Below are 19171 nucleotides of genomic sequence, written 5' to 3' on the forward strand. Positions count from 1 at the left end.
GGCCTCCTTCCGAGCGCGCCCGAGCCGCTCACGGAGTTCCCGGGCTGCGCGGATAGGCTCGCTGTGTGGCAGCAGAGACGCGCACCGAAACCGACTCCCTGGGCTCCCTCGAGGTTCCCGCCGACGCCTACTGGGGCATCCACACCGCTCGCGCGATGGAGAACTTCGACATCTCCCGCCGCCCGATCTCGGTGTACCCGGAGCTGATCGTCGCCCTCGCCATGGTGAAGCAGGCTGCGGCGCGGGCCAACCGGGACATCGGCGTGCTCGACGCCGAACGAGCCGACCTCATCGACCGCGCGGCACAGCGGGTGATCGACGGCGAGTTCCACGACCAGTTCCGCGTGGGCGTCATCCAGGGCGGTGCCGGCACCTCGACGAACATGAACGCGAACGAGGTGATCACGAACATCGCGCTGGAGATGGCGGGGCGCCAGAAGGGCGACTACGCCTGGCTCTCCCCGAACGACCACACCAACCGCAGCCAGTCGACCAACGACGTCTATCCCACGGCCATCAAGCTCGCCGTCTCCTTCGTCCACGTCGCGCTGCTCGAGGAGCTCGACCTGCTGCGCCGGTCGTTCCTCGCAAAGTCCGTCGAGTTCCGCGACGTGCTGAAGGTGGGGCGCACGCAGCTGCAGGATGCCGTGCCGATGACGCTCGGGCAGGAGTTCCACGGCTTCGCCACGACGATGGGCGAGGATCTGCAGCGACTGCGCGAGAACGCCGCCCTGCTCACCGAGATCAGCATGGGCGCGACGGCCATCGGCACCGGGGTGACGGCGCAGCCCGGCTACGCCGAGACGGTGCGGCGTCATCTCGCCGAGATCAGCGGCCTGCCCCTCACGACCGCGACCGACCTGGTCGAGGCGACGAGCGACATGGGCGCCTTCATGTCGTTCTCGTCCTCGCTCAAGCGCAACGCGATGAAGCTGTCGAAGATCTGCAACGACCTGCGGCTGCTCTCCTCGGGACCGCAGGCCGGTCTGGGCGAGATCAACCTGCCGGCGAAGCAGGCCGGATCGAGCATCATGCCGGGCAAGGTCAACCCCGTCATCCCCGAGGTGGTCAACCAGGTGGCCTTCTCGGTCGTCGGTGCCGACATCACGGTGACGATGGCCGCCGAGGCGGGGCAGCTGCAGCTGAACGCCTTCGAGCCCGTGATCGCGCACTCGATCCTGCAGTCCATCACCTGGATGCGCCAGGCCATGCGCATGCTCCGCCTGCACTGCGTCGACGGCATCACCGCGAACCGCGACCGGCTCGGCGCGATGGTCGGCTCGTCGGTGGGCGTGATCACGGCGCTGACGCCCTTCATCGGCTACGCGGCCGCCGCCGCCCTCGCCAAGACCGCGCTGCTGACGGGCCGAAACGTCGCCGACCTCGTCGTGGAGGCCGGGCTGATGACCCGCGAAGAGGTCACCAAGCAGCTGCGCCCCGAGCGCTTGTCGGGCATCGAGCCGATCACGAGCGCGATCCCCGTCATGTCGCCCGAAGACCTTCCGTAAGGGGGAGCGCTGCCGCCGGTCGAGGGGGTAGCATCGGCGGCGTGAGCGGACGCGAAACGCAGGTCCCCGCCGGGGTGAGGGCGCTCGTGTGGGCGCTGGCAGCCGGCCTGGCTGCCACGGGCGTCGCGCTCGCCGTCGTGTCCGGAAGCGCGCTGCCCCTCATCGCCTTCGCGGGCCTGGCGCTGCCCATGCTCCCCGTGGGCACGCCGCGGACCGCGCGCCGCGGTCGCTGACCGGCGTCCGCGGCGGAGCGCCGACCGACGCCGCCGCGGCGACGGCCGTCAGTCGACGATGCGGCAGTGCGTCGTGAGCTCGCCGATGCCGTCGACGCCCACCGTCACGGTGGTGCCGTCCTGCAGCAGCACCTGCGGCGTGCGCGAGAAGCCCGAGCCGCCCGGGCTGCCCGTCGAGATGAGCGTGCCGGGCAGCAGCGTGATGCCCTGCGAGAGGTGGGCGATGAGCGTGGCGACGGAACGGACCATCTGGCCGGTCGAGCCGTCCTGGAGCAGCTCATCGCCGATACGGGTCCAGATGTGCAGGTCCTGCGGATCGGGGATCTCGTCGGCCGTGACCACGTCGGGGCCGACGGGGGTGAAGCCGTCGAGCGACTTGCAGCGGCTCCACTGCGCCTCGGAGTACTGGATGTCGCGCGCCGAGATGTCGTTGACGACGGTGTACCCGAACACGTAGTCGAGCGCCTCGTCCTCGCTCACGCCGCGGGCGGCGCGGCCGATGATGACGCCGAGCTCCGCCTCGTAGTCGACGGCACCCGTGAGGCTGCGCGACCACGTCGTGGTGCCGCCGTGTCCGGCCAGCGAGTTCGGCCACAGGGTGAACACCGTGGGCGTGGCGTCGGTCTTGAGGTTCAGCTCGCCCGAGTGCGCGGCGTAGTTCAGACCCACCGCCATGATCGCCGGCGGCCGCAGCAGCGCGGGCGCGTACGCGGCGTCGCCCACCGGGATGCGCCGTCCGCGTCCGGCCGCGAGCGCCTCACGGAGGTCGTCGAGGGCGTCCGGCCCGGCGGCCACCAGCTCGTCGAGCGAGCCGGGCGCGGCGTCCACGAGCGTGGCGACCGGGACCGCCTCCTCACCGTCCTTGACGACGAGAGTGGGCGTGGAGTCGCCGGGCAACACGAGGTGGGAAAAGCGCATCATCCCATTCTAGGAGGGCCAGGCAACGGGTCATGGCCGGACCGAGGACGACCGCGCGGGGCCGGAGCGCGTGGGGAGAGGTGCCCCTGCGCCGAGAGGCGCCGCCCCCTAGAGTGAGAGCCATGACGTACGGGGGCGGGGACACCGGGACGCCGTTGCGGGCGCCCCTTCAGCACACGTGGGCGTCGCCGTTGGCGCAGCCGCCGCACGCGCTCGGCGCCACGATCCCGCAGGCGGCGCCGCAGGAGGCGCACCTGCGGCTGCCGCCCGTGCCGACCAAGGGGCGAGCGCCGTGGCTGTGGATCTGGATCGTGCTGGCGGTGCTCGCCGTTGCGGTGGTGGGGTACTTCGTCTCCTCGCTGGGAGCCGTGGGCGTGGCGATCACGAGCATCCTCGCGCTCATTCCGTTCGCGGGCGTCATCCTCACCGTGGTGCTCGTCATCGACCGCTGGGAGCCCGAGCCCCGCTCGCTCATCGTCTTCGCCCTCGCCTGGGGCGCCGTCGCGGCGATCGCGCTGACGCTGCTCACCATCCCGTTCCTCGACGGGATCGCGGGGGCATGGGGCATGGATCCGCTGATGGCGGAGATCCTCTCGATCATCCTGCGCGCGCCGCTGCTGGAAGAGGGATGGAAGCTGCTGGGCATCCTGCTCGTGCTGTGGATGGCGCGCAACGCCTTCGACGGTCCGGTGGACGGGATCGTGTACGGCATGCTCGTCGGCGCGGGATTCGCGTTCACCGAGAACATCCAGTACTTCGTGATCGCCCTGTACTCGGGCGGTATCGGCGGCCTCGCCGAGAACTTCTTCATGCGGGGCGTGATGTCGCCCTTCGCGCACGCCATGTTCACGGGCGCGATCGGCCTCATGATCGGGCTCGCTCGGCGCGGCGGACGCAGCGTGCCGCTGTTCGCGCTGCTCGGCTACGTCCTCGGCGTCGCGCTGCACGCGCTGTGGAACGCCTCGTCGGTGCTCGATCTGTTCTTCCCGAACGCCTTCTACACGCTCTACGCGCTCGTCGAGGTGCCGATCTTCGTGCTGTTCATCGTGTGCATCGTGCAGCTGCGCAAGGAGGAGATGCGGCTGACGCGTGAGCGGCTCGGGGAGTACGCCGAGGCGGGCTGGTTCACCCGCCAGGAGGTCGACATGCTCGCCACGGCCGACGGCCGCCGCGCGGGCAAGCGCTGGGCCGCGAGCCGCAGCGCGCAGGCGGTCGCGCTCATGAACTCGTTCATCCGAGACGCCACGGCGCTCGCGATGGCCCGCCAGCGCGCGCGGAGCGGACGCGACCCGGGCGCGGTCGAAGACGAGCACCTCCTGCTGCACCGCGCGGCCGCCACCCGGCGCGCCCTGCTCGCCCCCTGACGATCGGGGTCTTGACACGTCGCGCACGGCGGCGCACCCTAGGCATAGGCCACATTCAGCGCCCGGTTGACTCGCAGACATCGTCGCGGCCCGGGCGCTGAATGCTGCGTGGGGCGGATCGCGGAGCCGCGTTTCGCTCTGAGATGAACCGCGTGTGCCGCCGAGGGCAGCGTGTTTTGATGGACGCATGAGCGCAGACCGCACCAAGCCCGAGTTCGACGCCCCCGAGGGGCCCGCGCCCTCCGAGCTCGTCATCCGCGACATCATCGTGGGTGACGGCGCCGAGGCGAAGCCCGGCGACACCGTCACCGTCCACTACGCGGGCGTCGAGTACGACACCGGCGAGGAGTTCGACTCCTCCTGGAACCGCGGCGAGAGCATCCAGTTCCCGCTGCGCGGGCTCATCCAGGGCTGGCAGGACGGCATCCCGGGCATGCGGATCGGTGGCCGACGCGAGCTGGTCGTCCCGCCGCACCTCGCCTACGGCCCCGCCGGCGCCGGACACTTCCTCAGCGGCAAGACGCTGATCTTCATCATCGACCTCATCGACATCGCCTGACAGGCCCCACCGAGGCGTCCCGCACCATTCGTCGCGCGGGACGCCTCGCTGTTTTCCGGATGTTCACCTCGCACTCGGGAATATATGCGAGCGCATGGGTATTGTCTTCGGTACATCGCCGTCACGGCACAACTTTTTCTGAGGAGAGAACATGACCATCGAGATCACCGGTTACCGCCCCGGCACCTACGCGATCGACCCCTCGCACAGCGAGGTGGGCTTCACCGTCCGCCACATGATGATCTCGAAGGTCAAGGGCGCTTTCCACGTGATCGAGGGGACGATCGTCGCTCCCGAGAACCCGCTGGAGACGAAGGTCACGGCCAAGGCCGATGTCGCCTCGATCAACACGAAGGACGAGGGCCGCGACCAGCACCTGCGCTCGGCCGACTTCTTCGACGCCGAGTCCTACCCCACGATCGAGTTCATCTCGACCGGGGTGCGCATGGAGGGCGCCGACTTCCTCGTCGACGGTGACCTGACCATCAAGGGCGTCACCAAGCCGGTCACCTTCACGATGGAGCTCGGCGGCTTCGGCGTGGACCCGTGGGGCAACTACAAGGCCGGCGCGACGGGCACCGCGACGATCGACCGCGAGGAGTTCGGCCTCACCTGGAACGCCGCCCTCGAGACCGGCGGGGTGCTCGTCGGCAAGGACGTCACCATCACGCTCGACCTGCAGGCCGCCCTGCAGCAGTAATCACCTCCGCGTCCGCATCGAGGGGGCGGGTGCCGCACGGCGCCCGCCCCCTCGGCGTGTCCGCGGTCCGCGCTACGGCGTGGGGTGCGCGGCGTCGTAGGAGCGGAAGCGGTGCGCGACGCGCAGGATCGTCGCCACGATCGCGACGATGAGCACGCCGCCGATGAGCGGGGGCACCCACAGGGCGACCCCGGCGAGCGCGCCGGTGTAGAGCGCCCCGAGACGCGGCCCGCCCGCGACGACGACCATGAAGATGCCCTGCAGCCGGCCCCGCACGGCGTCGGGGACGGCCGCCTGCAGCATCGTCTGGCGGAAGATCGAGCTGACGTTGTCGGCCGCGCCGGTGAGCGCGAGGCAGAGGCACGCCAGCGCGATCAGCGGGACGTTCGGCCGTTCGGGGGTGACACCGTTCGCGCCCGGCCAACCCTGCGCCGCCACCAGCAGCACCAGTCCGAACAGGGCGGTCGCGACGCCGAATGCCTGGATCGCCCGCGCGATGCCGAGCCCCTGGCGCCGGACCGTGCCGATGCGCCCCGAGAACAGGCTCGACGCGAGCACGCCGGCGGCGATCGCCGCCATGAGCAGGCCCGAGGTGACCTCGCCGCCGCCGAGCAGCACGACGCCGACCGCGGGGAAGAGCGCGATGGGGTGCCCGAAGGTCATGGCGACGACGTCGAGGATGAACTGCATCCGGATGTTCGGCGCGACCTTCAGGAACGCCAACCCATCGAGCACGGAGCGAAGGCCGGGGCGCTCGCTCTGGCCCTCCGGTCGCAGCCGCGGCAGGGTGGCAAGGCCCAGGAAGAGCGAGAGGGTGAGGACGGCATCGATCGTGTAGGTGATCGGGTAGCCAAACCCGGCGACGAGCGCGCCACCCACCGCGGGGCCCACGAGCACCATGACGCCGGAGGTGATCCCCGTCAGCGCGGCGGCCGCGGCGATGAGGTGCGGGCCCACCAGCTTCGGCGTCATCGCCATCTTGGTCGCGCTCGCCACCGTGCTCGCGGCGGAGTTGACGATCGACAGGCCGTACAGCCACCACACGTCGATGTGCCCGGTCCAGGCGAGGACCGCAAGCAGCAGGGTCGAACTCCACCCCACCGTCGCGGCGGTCAGCGCCACGGTGCGGCGGTCGAAGTGGTCGGCGAGCATGCCGCCGTACAGTCCCGCCACGATCATGGGCACGAGGCCCGCCACGGCGATCATCGAGACGGCGAACGTCGACGACGTCAGCGCGTACATGTGCAGCATCACGGCCGTGATCGTGAGCTGACTGCCGAGTCCGCCGAGCAGCGTGCCGAGCCAGAGCCGCGCGAACGCGGGGCTCTCCTTCAGGGGCCGGGTGTCGACGAAGTGGCTACGGCGGGCGGTGTGTTCGCTCACGAGAGCGGGCGCGTCCGGCTGCCGGACCGGGTGGGGGCGGTGTGGTGCACGGATCGACCCTAGTGCGTGGCGCGTGCGTCGCCCCGCCCCGGGGCGCGCAGCCGGCTCGATCGCTGGTAGACTCCTTTGGTTGCCGTTCGATCGGCCGCGGATAAAGAGAGCTCACGCATGAGGCGTCGGGCGCCGCGCAACGAGGAGAGAGGGGATCGGTTCTATGGCACTGGAAGCAGACGTCAAGAAGGCGATCATCGAAGAGTACGCGACGCACCCCGGTGACACCGGTTCCCCCGAGGTGCAGGTCGCGCTGCTGTCGCAGCGCATCAAGGACCTCACGGAGCACCTGAAGGAGCACAAGCACGACCACCACTCGCGTCGTGGCCTGTTCCTGCTCGTGGGTCAGCGCCGTCGACTGCTCGGCTACCTCCAGGACATCGACATCGAGCGCTACCGCTCGCTGATCGAGCGTCTCGGACTGCGTCGCTGACGCGGAGCGAGCGAGCAGAGCGCACCAGCGTTCAATCGTCTTCCGGAAGGCCCGTCCCAGGTGTGGGGCGGGCCTTCTTCGTGCGCTCTGCGTCCGTCGGGCGCGCGTCCGGGTAACCGAGGTGGCGGTGCGACACCGGTTCGATGCCCGTCACCGTCGCCCAACCCTCCGCCAGCAGCGCCGCGTCGCTGCCGGGAAGGGGCGTGTTCGGCAGATCCTCGACCGCGAGGCGCAGGTGCCCCGCGCCGCGCTCACTGAGCGTGGTCTGGACGATGCCGAACGGCGCCAGCGGGGCCTCCCGGATGCCGCGCTGCCTGTCGGTGTTCGGCACATTGAGGTTGAGCACCGCGCCCGCCGCCAGGGACTGCAGAAACGGCACCAACGACAGGGCGGCCTCGGCGGCCTCTCGCCAATGGAACGCCTCGGGGTGCATGCCCACGTCGAGCGAGACCGCCACGGCGCGCGCGCCGTTGAGGCCGCCGGTGAGCGCCGCGCCCACCGTTCCGGAGTGGAGGATCGCGCGCCCGACGTTCGCGCCGTGGTTCACGCCGCTCAGCACGAGCTCGGGGGGATCGCCGAACGCCCCGTGCGCGGCGATGAGGGCGATGAGGCCGGGGCCGCCGCGCACGGCGAAGGCGGGCAGGTCCTCGAGGCCCTCGAGCGTGCGGCGATCGACCGCGATCCTGCCGTCCTCCTCGCCGGCGACGATCGCGGCGCTCGTGCCACTGGATTGGCGCTCGGGCGCCGCGACGGTCACGTCGAGGCCCCGCTGCGCCGCGGCCCTTGCCAGCGCCGCCAGGCCCGGCGCGTCGATGCCGTCGTCGTTCGTGACGAGCACCCGCGTCATCGGTCGTCCCGTTCGGTCGGGTTCGTGTCGCTCGCCAGCGCGGCGAGGTCTCCGGGGCTGAGGTGCGGGGTGGCGGCGCCGTCGCCGCGCGACAGGGTCCGCGCCCGGACGGCCTCGCGCAGCCGCTCGATCGTGCCGGTCTCGCCCGTGCCGAGCCCGTGGCGGGTGACGTTGAGCGCGCCGGCGGCCGCGCCCAGCGTGACGGCGTCGCGCAGCGACTCGCCGAGGGCCAGGCCGGCGCACAGCCCCGCCGTGAGCGAGTCACCCGCGCCGCGGGTGTCGGCCGCCTCGAGCCGGGGCGGCGAGATCTCCACGGCACCCTCGGCGTCGAGCAGCAGCAGTGGCTCGCTCGCTCGCGTCACGACGACGGCCCCGGCGCCCCGCGCGCGTAGCCGCGCCATCGCCTCCAGCACGGCCTCCGGTTCGTCGCCGTCGAGCAGCTCGTCGTCGCGCAGCTCCTCGTCACTGACCTTCAGCACGTCGACCCCGCCCTCGAGGGCGGCGAGCAGGCGCTCGCCCGAGAGGTCGACGACGACCCGCGCTCCTCCCTCGCGCAGGTCCGCCGCGAGTCGACGGTAGGTGTCGGCGGGCAGGGTGCCGTCGCCGTCGGGTCCGCTGAGACTCACGAGCCCGCTGTCGAGACCCTCCCGCAGCGCGATGCCGTACAGCTCGTCGAGCTCGTGTCGGCCGATCGCGTCGCCGGCCGTCTCGGCCACCGGCAGACGCTCGCCGCCGCGCCGGTCATGCACGTACGACGCGCCCCGCCCCGAGCGCTCCACGGCCGCCACGGTGAAGCCCTCGTTCTCGAGCAGATCGCGCACGACGCGTCCGATCTCGCCCGTGAGCACGCAGCACAGCGTGACCGAGGCGCCGAGCCGGCGCATCATCCGCGCCTGCCAGACCCCTTGCCCGCCGGCGTGCACGTGGATGTCCGGGCCGGCTTCGTGGTCCTCGATCGTGACGGTGAGGGCGGGGGAGGGGGCGAAGATCGTGACATCGCTCATGGCATGCTCGCTTCCGTTCGCGCGGTGCTGGGCATGCCGTCACGCTACGATGCGTCGGCGCCGCTTTCACCCCCTTGCGCCCCGAACCCGCCGTCGCTAGCCGGGCGGGCGCCTCAAGCGGAACCGCGCGGGGGATCCGCGGGCCGGCGCGATCCCGTGGGGTCGTTGCGGCGGGCACGCGGGGCGACCGACGGGTCGGCGAACAGCCATGTCGCCCGCGGCTCGATCAGCGGCCGGAAGACGATGCGCACCGGGCGCGTGGCGAGCAGGAAGGCGATCATCACCGACAGGGCGCACACGGTGGGCAGCCACAGCCATGTCGGCTCCAGGTCGCGCAGCACGCCGGACTCGCGGAAGGGGTACAGCACGAACGAGTGCAGGAGGTAGACGTACATCGTGTACTGCCCGAAGCGGGTGAGGAAGGTGTCGCGGCGGGGCAGGAGCGCAAAGAAGGCGGCGGACAGCGCGAGGCCCGCGGCGATCGTGCCGAGCCGCGCGAGGCCGCCCCACCAGTGGCCGCCGGAGATGAGCCCGCCGTAGTCGTCGTCGTAGAAGAACCAGTAACGCAGCTCGATCTCGCGCCAGGTGTCGATCCCCGCCCACGCGATCCATCCGGCGATCGCGAACACCGCCACCGCCGCGACGCGCGTCCACCACGGCCGCCACTCGATCAGCCGCAGGCGATCCACGACGCCGCGGTCGCGCAGCCACCAGCCCAGCGCGAAGAACGGCAGGAACCCGAGGGTGCGCGAGAGCGAGAACGTGCTGTCGACGTTGGGCAGATAGCCCACCCCGACCGAGATGACCAGCGTCCACAACAGCGGCCAGCGCAGCAGGGCGAGGTAGGGCAGCACGAGGCGGAAGATGCCGAGCGCCAGCAGGAACCACAGCGTCCACGACGGCTCGGTGAGGTTCGGCTCGGCCTCGCCCTCGACGAGCAGCTTGGTGAGCCACCACAGCAGCTCGAAGATCACGTAGGGGACGAGGATGTCGGTGATGACGCGTGCCATCTGCCGGGCGTTCGGCGCGTCCGACTTCGAGAAGTAGCCCGAGATGATGGCGAACGCCGGCATGTGGAACGCGTAGATCGTCAGGTAGAGCGCGTAGGCGATGTCGGAGTCGTAGATGAGCCGCTGCACGGCGTGGCCGAGCACGACGAGCACGATGCATGCGAAGCGCGCGTTGTCCCAGAAGGGCACGCGGCGTTTGGGGCGTCGCGTGGGGACGCTGGCGGTGGGGGGCGGGGTGCTCATGCGGCTTCCTCCGTCGGCTGGGCGCGTCGCATCACCCCGACGTTACCGGCGCGATCAGCCGTCCCCCCGGCGCGGCGGGCCGAGCCGGGGAATAGATTCGACGTGCCGGCGTTGCAGGAGTATATTCAGCCGCATAGAAACGGATCGGAGCCTCGCAATGAGCGACACCACCTGGCAGGGCATGCAGTTCGGCCTGTTCTCGGTCAGCGACATCACGCGCAACCCCGTCACCGGCTACACGCCGAGTGAGGCCGAGCGCATCCGTGACATCGTCACGATCGCCACCCACGCCGAGGAGGCGGGGCTCGACGTGTTCGCGATCGGCGAGCATCACAACCCGCCGTTCTTCTCCTCGTCGCCCACGACGACGCTCGCGTACATCGCCGCGCAGACCGAGCGGCTCATCCTCTCGACCGCCACGACGCTCATCACGACGAACGACCCCGTGAGGATCGCCGAGGACTACGCCATGCTGCAGCATCTGGCCGGCGGTCGCGTCGACCTCATCATGGGGCGCGGCAACACCGGTCCGGTGTACCCGTGGTTCGGCAAGGACATCCGCCAGGGCCTGCCGCTGGCCATCGAGAACTACCAGCTGCTGCACCGTCTCTGGCGCGAGGACGTCGTGGACTGGGAGGGGAAGTTCCGCACCCCGCTGCAGGGATTCACCTCCACGCCGCGTCCCCTGGACGACGTGCCTCCGTTCGTGTGGCACGGATCCATCCGCACGCCCGAGATCGCGGAGCAGGCGGCGTACTACGGGGACGGCTTCTTCGCCAACAACATCTTCTGGCCCAAGGAGCACTACCAGCGCCTCATCAACCTGTACCGCCAGCGCTACGCCCACTACGGCCACGGCACGCCCGAGCAGGCGATCGTCGGCCTCGGCGGTCAGGCCTTCATGGCCAAGAACTCGCAGGACGCGGTGAGCCAGTTCCGCCCGTACTTCGACAACGCCCCCGTCTACGGCAACGGCCCGACGATGGAGGACTTCACCGAGATGACGCCGCTGACGGTGGGATCGCCCCAGCAGGTGATCGACCGCTACGCGTCCATGCGCGACACCTTCGGCGACTACCAGCGCCAGCTGTTCCTCGTGGATCACGCCGGGCTGCCGCTGAAGATGGTGCTCGAGCAGATCGACTTCCTCGGACAGGAGGTCGTGCCGGTCCTGCGCAAGGAGCTTCAGGTGAACCGCCCGGCCGAGGTGCCCGATGCGCCGACGCACGCCGCGCGCGTGAAGGCGACGTACGGCGACGCCGAGCCGCGCCAGCCGCGCCCCAACGCCAACCGGGGCGACAACGTCACCGGCGGCTCGCCCTACCAGGACACGCCCGACCGGCAGCCGGTGAAGCCCGGAGCCTTCGGACCCGCCGCCGATCGGAGGGCCTGAGATGGCGCGTATCGCCGTGGTGTCGGCCGGGCTGTCGAACCCGTCGTCGACGCGCATGCTCGCCGACCGGCTGCTCGGCGCGGCGATCGACGCCCTCCGCGAGCGGGGCGTCGAGGCCGAGGGGCGCATGATCGAGCTGCGCGACCACGCCCACGCCATCACCGACCACCTGCTGACCGGGTTCGCGCCGAAGGCGCTCGCCGCCGACTTGGCCCACATCGCCGAGGCCGACGGCCTCATCGTCGTGACGCCGATCTTCACCACGAGCTACTCGGGGCTGTTCAAGTCGTTCGTCGACGTGCTCGACCGGGAAGCGGTGGAGGGCAAGCCCGTGCTCATCGGGGCCACCGCGGGTACGGCGCGCCACTCGCTTGCGATCGACTACGCGATCCGGCCGCTGTTCACGTACCTGCACACCCGCCCCGTGTCGACCGGAGTGTTCGCCGCGTCGAGCGACTGGGGCGCGGAGGCGGACTCGGTCGCCCCCTTGCGCGCACGGGTCGAGCGCGGTGCGCGTGAGCTCGCCGACGCGATCGCCGGCTCGGCCGCCGCCCCGAAGGCGCCGGATCCCTACGACCCCGCCTCGTACCTCGGCGAGGGCGGATCCTTCGCGGATCTGCTCGACAACCTTCCGGACCGCGGCTGAGCGGGCCGGAGGCGGATCAGGCCGGCGCGCTCGGCGCGTCGGCGCCCGCCCCCGGCTGAGCGGATCGAGCCGTCGGATCCGTCGCGTCGAGGCGGGCCCCGGCGGCCACGTAGTCCGCGTGCTTGGCGACCAGGCCGTCGCCGGCCGTGCGACCACGCACCCGGCGCCAGACCCACGGCAGCGCATGGCGCGTCAGCCAGCGCCCCTCCGGCTCGACGTAGTCCTCGTGGAACGCGGCATCGAGCGCCGCCAGCTGCGGCGCGTCGCGCACGCCGAGCACCTCGGCCGCGCGGTATGCGAGCAGTCGATGCCCCGACGAGCTCAGATGCACCTTGTCCTGCGACCAGTTGTCGAGCTCTCCGAGTTCCGGTAGGGCGTCGACGTCGAGCAGGTGGCAGCCGTACTCCGCCGCGATGCGCCGCAGCTCGCTCGCGTACACGGCGAACCGCCGTGCGAACACGCGCACGACCGCGCGCCGGGGCAGGAACGGCGTCACGAGCATCACGTCGGTACCCGTGGCCCGCAGGGCGCGCACCGACTCCTCGACGCGCGCGGCGAGTGTGATCGGATCGGCGCCGTGCCCCACGAGATCGTTGTGCCCCATGAGGATCGAGACGAGATCGGGCTTGAGCGCGAGGGCCGCCGGCACCTGTTCGCCCGCGAGGTCGCGCACCCGGCGGCTGCGGACGGCGAGGTTGGCGAACCGGAAGGTGCGGTGGGCGCTCCGCGATCCGTCTTGCGCCAGGAGCATCGCGAGCCGGTCGGCCCAGCCACGGTACTGACCATCGGGCATGCGCGATCCGTCGCACAGGCCCTCGGTGAGCGAATCGCCCAACGCGACGTAGCGCGTCCACCGCCGCGTGCTCACGGGAGGCACCGGCTCGCTCACGCGCACCGCGCCGCGCACCATGGTCGCCTCGTCGTAGCGGCGCAGGCGGATGGCCTCGCGGTAGCTGCCGACGAGCTGCTCGGTGAGGGCGGCCCACGTGCGGGCCCTCACGCTCTCGCGTGCGGCGAGGCCGAACGAGCGGCGCTTCGCGTCGTCGCCGATGAGGTCGAGCACCCGCGCGCGCAGGTCGCCGAGGTCGCCGGGGGTGTAGAGCCAGCCGTCCACGCTCGAGCGGACGAGGTCGACCGGACCGCCGCGGCCGGTGGCGACCACCGGCACGCCCGAGGCGAGGGCCTCCTGCACCGTCTGACAGAACGTCTCGCTCTCCCCGGGGTGGACGAACACGTCGAAGCTCGCCAGCGCCTCCGCCAGGTCGTGTCCGCCGAGGAAGCCCGTGAACACCGCGTCGGGCAGCTCCCGCTCCAGGCGTGCCCGCTCGGGACCGTCGCCGACGATGACGAGACGCGCGCCGGGGATGCCGTGCAGCGCCCGCAGGTCCTCGACCTGCTTCTCGGGTGCGAGTCGCCCGACGTAGCCGATGATGAGCTCGCCCGGGGCGACGCGGCGGCGCCAGGCCTCGTTGCGGCGCTCGGGACGGAACCGTTCGGCGTCCACGCCCCGGCCCCAGCGCCGCACGCGATCGACGCGCAGCGACAGCAGCTGCTGCTCGGCGTGCGAGGACGGTGCGAGGGTCAGGGTGGCGCGGCGATGCAGGCGCGCGATGTGAGCGGACATGAGCGGGGCGGCGCCGGGCATACCGTAGCGCTCCGCGTACGAGATGACGTCGGTCTGGTAGACGGCCACGGTCGGGGTGCGGTTGCGGTCCGCGGCGACGAGGCCCTGCCATCCCAGGACGGTGGGAGAGGCGAGGTGGACGACGTCGGGGCGGAACTCCCTCAGCACGCGACGCAGCCGCGCCACGGGGGCGACGGCGACGCGCACCTCGGGATACGACGGCAGCGGCAGGGAGGTGAGCAGGGTCGCGCCGGCCGCCTCACGCGATCCGGGGGCCCGCGGCGCGATGATGAGCGTCTCGTGCCCCATCGCCTCCAGGTGCTGGACGACCTGCAGCACGGAGTTCGTGACCCCGTTCATGTGCGGAAGGAACGACTCCGCGACGATCGCGACGCGCATGCCTCCAGGGTGGCGCGGCGCGGGCGGCGGGATCGACGATCGCGCGACCGCTTTCGCGAACGTTCATCGCGGGCCCACGACTGTTCACCGGCCCGTCACGCGCCGTTCCCGCGAGCCCCTCAGCGGTCGAGCTCTCCCATGCCGCGGGCCTCGTCGACCTGGTCGGCCAGCGGGTCCTCGCCCTCGATCCGCTCGTCCGGGTCGAGGGTCGGCGGAGGCAGCTCCAGGTCCGCCTCGTCGTCCAGGTCCACCTCCCGCTCGTCATCGGGGTGCCGTTCGGCCTCGGGGTCGTGGAAGACGTCCTGGGCGTCGCTCATCGATGCTCCTTCGTTCGATCTCGTCGGGATCGGCCTGGGGCGGCGCAGCTCGCCGCCGGCGCGTCCGAGCGTAATCACGCCGCGCCGCGTGGCGGCAGTGGGCAGACATCGCGGGCCCTGCGCTGATAGGCTGGCGGCGTCCGCCTTCGCGGGCGCACAATTCCATACCCGAGGAGCAGGCTGGCAGGAAGCTGGTCCCCTGAAGTGATCTCCCGGTTCGATGCGACCCGGTGGATTTCTCCTGGTGACCAGCGCAGGCGAGCTGATCGCTTTCGAGCGAGTGCCATGTGCGCGCCCATATCTGACTGTTCCTGCTCCTTTCGTCTCCCGCGCGCTCTGCGCGGGCGCACAGAAGGAGAGAGACCTCTTGGAAGGTCCTGAAATCACCGCCGCCGAGGCCGTTCTCGATAACGGCCGCTTCGGCACCCGCACCATCCGCTTCGAGACCGGCCGCCTGGCCCAGCAGGCGCAGGGCTCTGTCGCCGCATACCTCGACGGCGAGACCATGCTCCTGTCGGCCACGAGCGCGTCGAAGCAGCCCCGCGAGGGCTTCGACTTCTTCCCGCTGACGGTCGACGTCGAGGAGCGCTCGTACGCCGCGGGCAAGATCCCCGGCTCGTTCTTCCGCCGCGAGGGCCGCCCCTCGACCGAGGCGATCCTCGTGTGCCGTCTCATCGACCGCCCGCTGCGCCCGTCGTTCGTCGACGGCCTGCGCAACGAGGTGCAGATCGTGGTGACCGTGCTGTCGATCGCGCCGGGCGAGTACTACGACGCCCTCGCCATCAACGCCGCCTCGGCGTCGACGCAGATCTCCGGCCTGCCGTTCTCCGGCCCCATCGCCGGCGTGCGTCTCGCGCTCATCCCGGGCCTCGGCTCGCACGAGGACCAGTGGGTCGCCTTCCCCAACCAGGAGCAGGTCGAGCAGGCGGTCTTCGACCTCATGGTCGCCGGCCGTGTGCTGGACAACGGCGACGTCGCGATCATGATGGTCGAGGCCGAGGCCACCGAGAACAGCTGGAACCTCATTCAGGGCGGCGCCACCAAGCCGAACGAGGAGATCGTCGCCGGCGGGCTCGAGGCGGCCAAGCCGTTCATCAAGCAGCTCGTCCAGGCGCAGGCCGAGATGGCCGCCGGTTCGACGAAGGAGCCGCTGGAGTTCCCGGTCTTTCCCGCCTACAGCGAGGAGACCTACGCGTTCGTCGAGGGCAAGGCGCTCGAGGAGCTGTCGCGCATCTACCAGATCGCCGACAAGCACGAGCGTCAGGACGCCGACGACGCGCTGAAGGCGGCCGTCAAGGCCGAGCTCATCGAGAAGGTCGAGGCCGAGGAGCTTCCGGCCGCCGCCCCGCTCGAGTTCTCTGCGGCGTGGAAGTCGGTCACGAAGAAGATCGTGCGCGGCCGCATCCTCACCGAGGGCGCGCGCATCGACGGCCGCGGGCTGGCGGACATCCGCCCGCTCGACGCCGAGGTCCAGGTGATCCCGCGCGTGCACGGCTCCGCCATCTTCCAGCGCGGCGAGACGCAGATCCTGGGCGTCACCACGCTGAACATGCTCAAGATGGAGCAGCAGATCGACTCGCTCTCGCCCACGACGAGCAAGCGGTACATGCACCACTACAACTTCCCGCCGTACTCGACCGGTGAGACCGGCCGCGTCGGCAGCCCGAAGCGCCGCGAGATCGGGCACGGCTTCCTGGCCGAGCGCGCCCTCGTGCCGGTGCTGCCCAGCCGCGAGGAGTTCCCGTACGCGATCCGTCAGGTGTCCGAGGCTCTCGGCTCCAACGGCTCGACATCGATGGGCTCGGTGTGCGCCTCGACCCTGTCGCTGCTGAACGCGGGTGTGCCGCTGCGCGCTCCCGTCGCGGGCATCGCCATGGGCCTCGTGTCCGAGGAGGTCGACGGCCAGACGCGTTACGCCGCGCTGACCGACATCCTCGGCGCCGAGGACGCCCTCGGCGACATGGACTTCAAGGTCGCCGGTACCGCCGACTTCGTCACCGCCCTGCAGCTGGACACCAAGCTCGACGGCATCCCGTCGGAGGTGCTCGCCGGCGCGCTCACCCAGGCGAAGGACGCGCGCCTGCGCATCCTCGAGGTGCTGAACGCCGCGATCGACGCGCCGGACGAGATGGCGCCGACGGCGCCGCGCGTCATCAGCGTGCAGATCCCGGTCGACAAGATCGGCGAGCTGATCGGCCCCAAGGGCAAGACGATCAACGCGATCCAGGACGAGACCGGCGCGCAGATCTCGATCGAGGACGACGGCACCGTCTACATCGGCGCGACCGACGGCCCCTCGGCCGAGGCCGCGCGCGCGCAGGTGAACGCCATCGCCAACCCCTCGAACCCCGAGGTCGGCGAGCAGTTCCTGGGCACGGTCGTGAAGATCATCCCCTCGGGCGCGTTCATCTCGCTCATGCCGGGCAAGGACGGTCGCATGCACGTGACCCAGATCCGCAAGCTCAACGGCGGCAAGCGCGTCGAGAACATCGAGGACGTCGTCTCGGTGGGCCAGAAGATCCTGGTCCGCATCGCCGAGATCGACGACCGCGGCAAGCTCGCGCTCGAGCCCGTGATCGAGGAGAAGGCCGAGGAGTCCGTCGAGGCTCCTGCCGAGGCCTGATCCCTCCCGGAAGGCCCGGTCGTTCCCGCGGGGACGACCGGGCCTTTCCGTGTCCCGGGGCCGACAGCGGCAGGAGCGGGACGCGCCTATAGCGCCTCGGGGGCGGCGCCCGCAAGGGTTCCGGGCCATTCGCGTGTCGGCCAGTAGGATCGGGGAAGCGGCGCGGGAGGCCGGCACGCGGGAGGGCGGCAGGATGTGGTCCTGGAGTAAGGCGGCGGCGCCGTCGGGGGAGACGATCGCGCATCCCTCCGCTCCGATCCCCGTGCTGGGTCCGGGTGTGGGCGCCGGCGTGCGGGAACCGCTGGGCGAGACCGGTCTCGAGGTCTTCCCCCTCATGCTCGGCGGAGGCGAGTTCGGCTGGACGATCGACCAGCGCGCCAGCGAGGCGGTGCTCGACCGGTACCTGGAGCACGGGGGCAACGCGCTGCACACGGCCGACCGGTTCGCGGCGGGGCGCAGCGAGCACATCATCGGCCGCTGGATGCGCAGCCGCCGGGTGCGCGACGACATGGTGCTCGCCGTGCGCGTCGGGGGACACCCCGACCATCCCGGGCTCGGCTCGGTGGACCTCGTCCGCGCGGTCGAGTCGTCGCTGGCCCGGATCGGCACGGACCACATCGACCTGCTCTACCTCGACGCCACCGGCTACGACGCGCCTCCCATCGAGGAGGCGCTGGCGACAGCGGAGTGGCTCGTGGAGTCGGGCAAGGCGCGGGCGATCGGCGTCTTCGGGTTCACGCCGGAGCAGCTCGTGGAGGCGCGCATCCTCGCCTCGGCCGGCTACCCGCGGATCGAGGCGATCGACGTCGCCTTCAACCTGCTGCGGCCGCGCGTGCTGGAGGGCGATCTGCGGCTTGTCGTCTCGGCGCAGGGCATCGCGGTCACGCCCTCCCACCCTCTCGAGCACGGCTTCCTCAGCGGCAAGCACCGTTCGCGAGCGGAGGCGGCCCGATCCGCGCGCGGCGCCCAGCTGGCGGAGCGGATCAACCGTCGCGGCGGCCGGCTGCTCAAGGCCATGGACGAGATCTCCGCCGAGCTGGGCGCGCCGCATGCGGCGATCGCGATCGCCTGGCTGCGGGCGCAGCGCGGCGTGGTCGCGCCGATCGCCAACGCCTTCGACCCCGCGCACGTCGACGAGCTCGTGCAGGGCGTGGGGCTTGCCCTGTCCCGGGCCCACGTCGCCGAACTCGCCCGCGCGACCGCCTGATCCGGCGAGCCCCCGGACGGCGGGGGAGGGGTGACATAGGCTGTCCGGTGGGGTCGGCGGGGGCGGCGCCGGGGCGGAAGGGACGCAGATGACGCACTACATCTACCTCGTCCGGCACGGCGAGCAGCAGGACGCCGAGCACGGCGTCGAAGACGGCCCGCTCTCGCCGCGGGGACGCCGGCAGGCCGAGGCACTGGCCGACCGGCTCTCGGGGGTGCCGTTCGACGCCGTGTGGCACTCGCCGCTGCAGCGCACGAGCGAGACCGCCCGGTACGTGGCGGAGCGGATGCCGGCGATCGAGCCGCAGCCGCACGCGCTGCTGTTCGACTGCGTGCCCACGGGGATCACCGACGAGACGCCCGCGGCCTACGAGCCCTTCTTCGGTGCCGTGACCGAGGCGCAGATCGAGGCGGGGCGCGCGCAGATGGCCGATGCCGCCGCCGAGTTCCTCGTGCGTAAGGCCGGCGAGGTGCACGAGCTGCTCATCACCCACAACTTCGTGATCTCGTGGTTCGTGCGCGAGGTGCTCGAGGCGCCCGAGTGGCGCTGGATGACGCTGAACCAGACGCACTGCGGCCTGACGGTGATCGCGCAGAAGCCGGGGCGCCCGTGGTCGCTGATCACGCACAACGACGTCGCGCACCTGCCGGTCGAGTTGCGCACGGGGCTGCCGGAGGAGCTCGAGGTCCTCGTCTGAGGCGACCGCGGC

Annotated in this window: 18 protein-coding genes; 11 read left to right on the forward strand and 7 right to left on the reverse strand. The window is 71.4% G+C overall.

Going from position 1 to position 19171, the window contains the following annotated elements; genetic code table 11:
- Window positions 1–65 precede the first annotated feature (65 nt).
- Together N8N77_RS08075 and N8N77_RS08080 are read left to right on the forward strand one after the other, a co-directional pair.
- A complete protein-coding gene (locus N8N77_RS08075; protein ID WP_261166107.1) occupies window positions 66–1508 on the forward strand; it encodes an aspartate ammonia-lyase in 1443 nt (480 codons plus the stop codon).
- A gap of 41 nt (window positions 1509–1549) precedes the next feature.
- On the forward strand, window positions 1550–1741 hold the full coding sequence (locus tag N8N77_RS08080; protein ID WP_261166108.1) for a hypothetical protein: 192 nt from the start codon (window positions 1550–1552) through the stop codon (window positions 1739–1741).
- 48 nt (window positions 1742–1789) lie between these two features.
- Here N8N77_RS08080 and N8N77_RS08085 read toward each other — a convergent pair whose 3' ends face one another.
- Window positions 1790–2659, reverse strand: a complete 870-nt coding sequence (locus N8N77_RS08085) for a fumarylacetoacetate hydrolase family protein (protein ID WP_261166109.1) — start codon at window positions 2657–2659, stop codon at window positions 1790–1792.
- A 122-nt stretch (window positions 2660–2781) separates the two neighbouring features.
- Between N8N77_RS08085 and N8N77_RS08090 the strand changes: the two genes are divergently transcribed.
- From N8N77_RS08090 to N8N77_RS08100, 3 genes are all read left to right on the forward strand, one after another.
- Complete coding sequence (locus tag N8N77_RS08090; protein ID WP_261166111.1) at window positions 2782–4023, forward strand: PrsW family intramembrane metalloprotease; 1242 nt, start codon at window positions 2782–2784, stop codon at window positions 4021–4023.
- 187 nt (window positions 4024–4210) lie between these two features.
- Window positions 4211–4582: an FKBP-type peptidyl-prolyl cis-trans isomerase gene (locus N8N77_RS08095; RefSeq protein WP_261166112.1), complete on the forward strand. Its 372-nt coding sequence runs from the start codon at window positions 4211–4213 to the stop codon at window positions 4580–4582.
- A 151-nt stretch (window positions 4583–4733) separates the two neighbouring features.
- Window positions 4734–5282, forward strand: a complete 549-nt coding sequence (locus tag N8N77_RS08100; RefSeq protein WP_261166114.1) for a YceI family protein — start codon at window positions 4734–4736, stop codon at window positions 5280–5282.
- Between the two features lie 72 nt (window positions 5283–5354).
- On the opposite strand, the gene N8N77_RS08105 is transcribed toward N8N77_RS08100, so the two are convergent.
- The gene (locus N8N77_RS08105) at window positions 5355–6665 is read right to left on the reverse strand and encodes an MFS transporter (RefSeq protein WP_261166115.1); all 1311 of its coding nucleotides are present in this window, start codon (window positions 6663–6665) and stop codon (window positions 5355–5357) included.
- 214 nt (window positions 6666–6879) lie between these two features.
- Between N8N77_RS08105 and rpsO the strand changes: the two genes are divergently transcribed.
- A complete protein-coding gene (rpsO, locus tag N8N77_RS08110; RefSeq protein ID WP_261166117.1) occupies window positions 6880–7149 on the forward strand; it encodes a 30S ribosomal protein S15 in 270 nt (89 codons plus the stop codon).
- 31 nt (window positions 7150–7180) lie between these two features.
- Here rpsO and surE read toward each other — a convergent pair whose 3' ends face one another.
- The 3 genes from surE to N8N77_RS08125 form a co-directional block, all read right to left on the reverse strand.
- Window positions 7181–7996: a 5'/3'-nucleotidase SurE gene (surE, locus tag N8N77_RS08115; protein ID WP_261166119.1), complete on the reverse strand. Its 816-nt coding sequence runs from the start codon at window positions 7994–7996 to the stop codon at window positions 7181–7183.
- Complete coding sequence (locus tag N8N77_RS08120) at window positions 7993–9000, reverse strand: 1-phosphofructokinase family hexose kinase (protein WP_261166120.1); 1008 nt, start codon at window positions 8998–9000, stop codon at window positions 7993–7995. The genes surE and N8N77_RS08120 overlap by 4 nt, the downstream gene beginning before the upstream one ends.
- Window positions 9001–9113: 113 nt before the next feature.
- Window positions 9114–10253, reverse strand: a complete 1140-nt coding sequence (locus tag N8N77_RS08125) for an acyltransferase family protein (RefSeq protein WP_261166121.1) — start codon at window positions 10251–10253, stop codon at window positions 9114–9116.
- A 181-nt stretch (window positions 10254–10434) separates the two neighbouring features.
- On the opposite strand from N8N77_RS08125, the gene N8N77_RS08130 reads away from it, so the two are divergent.
- Complete coding sequence (locus tag N8N77_RS08130) at window positions 10435–11646, forward strand: LLM class flavin-dependent oxidoreductase (protein WP_396652817.1); 1212 nt, start codon at window positions 10435–10437, stop codon at window positions 11644–11646.
- Between the two features lies 1 nt (window position 11647).
- Window positions 11648–12292 (forward strand): CE1759 family FMN reductase, encoded by a 645-nt coding sequence (locus N8N77_RS08135; protein WP_261166124.1) that lies wholly within the window; start codon window positions 11648–11650, stop codon window positions 12290–12292.
- Between the two features lie 16 nt (window positions 12293–12308).
- On the opposite strand, the gene N8N77_RS08140 is transcribed toward N8N77_RS08135, so the two are convergent.
- Complete coding sequence (locus tag N8N77_RS08140; RefSeq protein ID WP_261166125.1) at window positions 12309–14315, reverse strand: GDSL-type esterase/lipase family protein; 2007 nt, start codon at window positions 14313–14315, stop codon at window positions 12309–12311.
- 119 nt (window positions 14316–14434) lie between these two features.
- Entirely contained in the window at window positions 14435–14632 is a 198-nt protein-coding gene (locus N8N77_RS08145; RefSeq protein WP_261166126.1) for a hypothetical protein, read from the reverse strand.
- Between the two features lie 367 nt (window positions 14633–14999).
- Here N8N77_RS08145 and N8N77_RS08150 point away from each other — a divergent pair, with 367 nt between their 5' ends.
- The 3 genes from N8N77_RS08150 (at window position 15000) to N8N77_RS08160 (ending at window position 19159) form a co-directional block, all read left to right on the forward strand.
- On the forward strand, window positions 15000–17255 hold the full coding sequence (locus N8N77_RS08150) for a polyribonucleotide nucleotidyltransferase (protein WP_261166128.1): 2256 nt from the start codon (window positions 15000–15002) through the stop codon (window positions 17253–17255).
- Window positions 17256–17448: 193 nt separating this feature from the next.
- Complete coding sequence (locus tag N8N77_RS08155; protein ID WP_261166130.1) at window positions 17449–18462, forward strand: aldo/keto reductase; 1014 nt, start codon at window positions 17449–17451, stop codon at window positions 18460–18462.
- 88 nt (window positions 18463–18550) lie between these two features.
- Entirely contained in the window at window positions 18551–19159 is a 609-nt protein-coding gene (locus N8N77_RS08160; RefSeq protein ID WP_261166131.1) for a histidine phosphatase family protein, read from the forward strand.
- Window positions 19160–19171 lie beyond the last annotated feature (12 nt).

It is taken from the genome of Microbacterium sp. Marseille-Q6965, from assembly GCF_946151065.1.
GTDB lineage: Bacteria > Actinomycetota > Actinomycetes > Actinomycetales > Microbacteriaceae > Microbacterium.

What these genes read in the sequence shown, in the direction of transcription:
- N8N77_RS08085 (WP_261166109.1), bottom strand. Translation starts at nt 2,659, where the DNA reads ATGCGCTTTTCCCACCTCGTGTTGCCCGGCGACTCCACGCCCACTCTC.
- N8N77_RS08090 (WP_261166111.1), top strand. Translation starts at nt 2,782, where the DNA reads ATGACGTACGGGGGCGGGGACACCGGGACGCCGTTGCGGGCGCCCCTT.
- N8N77_RS08095 (WP_261166112.1), top strand. Translation starts at nt 4,211, where the DNA reads ATGAGCGCAGACCGCACCAAGCCCGAGTTCGACGCCCCCGAGGGGCCC.
- N8N77_RS08100 (WP_261166114.1), top strand. Translation starts at nt 4,734, where the DNA reads ATGACCATCGAGATCACCGGTTACCGCCCCGGCACCTACGCGATCGAC.
- rpsO (WP_261166117.1), top strand. Translation starts at nt 6,880, where the DNA reads ATGGCACTGGAAGCAGACGTCAAGAAGGCGATCATCGAAGAGTACGCG.
- surE (WP_261166119.1), bottom strand. Translation starts at nt 7,996, where the DNA reads ATGACGCGGGTGCTCGTCACGAACGACGACGGCATCGACGCGCCGGGC.
- N8N77_RS08120 (WP_261166120.1), bottom strand. Translation starts at nt 9,000, where the DNA reads ATGAGCGATGTCACGATCTTCGCCCCCTCCCCCGCCCTCACCGTCACG.
- N8N77_RS08125 (WP_261166121.1), bottom strand. Translation starts at nt 10,253, where the DNA reads ATGAGCACCCCGCCCCCCACCGCCAGCGTCCCCACGCGACGCCCCAAA.
- N8N77_RS08130 (WP_396652817.1), top strand. Translation starts at nt 10,435, where the DNA reads ATGCAGTTCGGCCTGTTCTCGGTCAGCGACATCACGCGCAACCCCGTC.
- N8N77_RS08135 (WP_261166124.1), top strand. Translation starts at nt 11,648, where the DNA reads ATGGCGCGTATCGCCGTGGTGTCGGCCGGGCTGTCGAACCCGTCGTCG.
- N8N77_RS08140 (WP_261166125.1), bottom strand. Translation starts at nt 14,315, where the DNA reads ATGCGCGTCGCGATCGTCGCGGAGTCGTTCCTTCCGCACATGAACGGG.
- N8N77_RS08145 (WP_261166126.1), bottom strand. Translation starts at nt 14,632, where the DNA reads ATGAGCGACGCCCAGGACGTCTTCCACGACCCCGAGGCCGAACGGCAC.
- N8N77_RS08155 (WP_261166130.1), top strand. Translation starts at nt 17,449, where the DNA reads ATGTGGTCCTGGAGTAAGGCGGCGGCGCCGTCGGGGGAGACGATCGCG.
- N8N77_RS08160 (WP_261166131.1), top strand. Translation starts at nt 18,551, where the DNA reads ATGACGCACTACATCTACCTCGTCCGGCACGGCGAGCAGCAGGACGCC.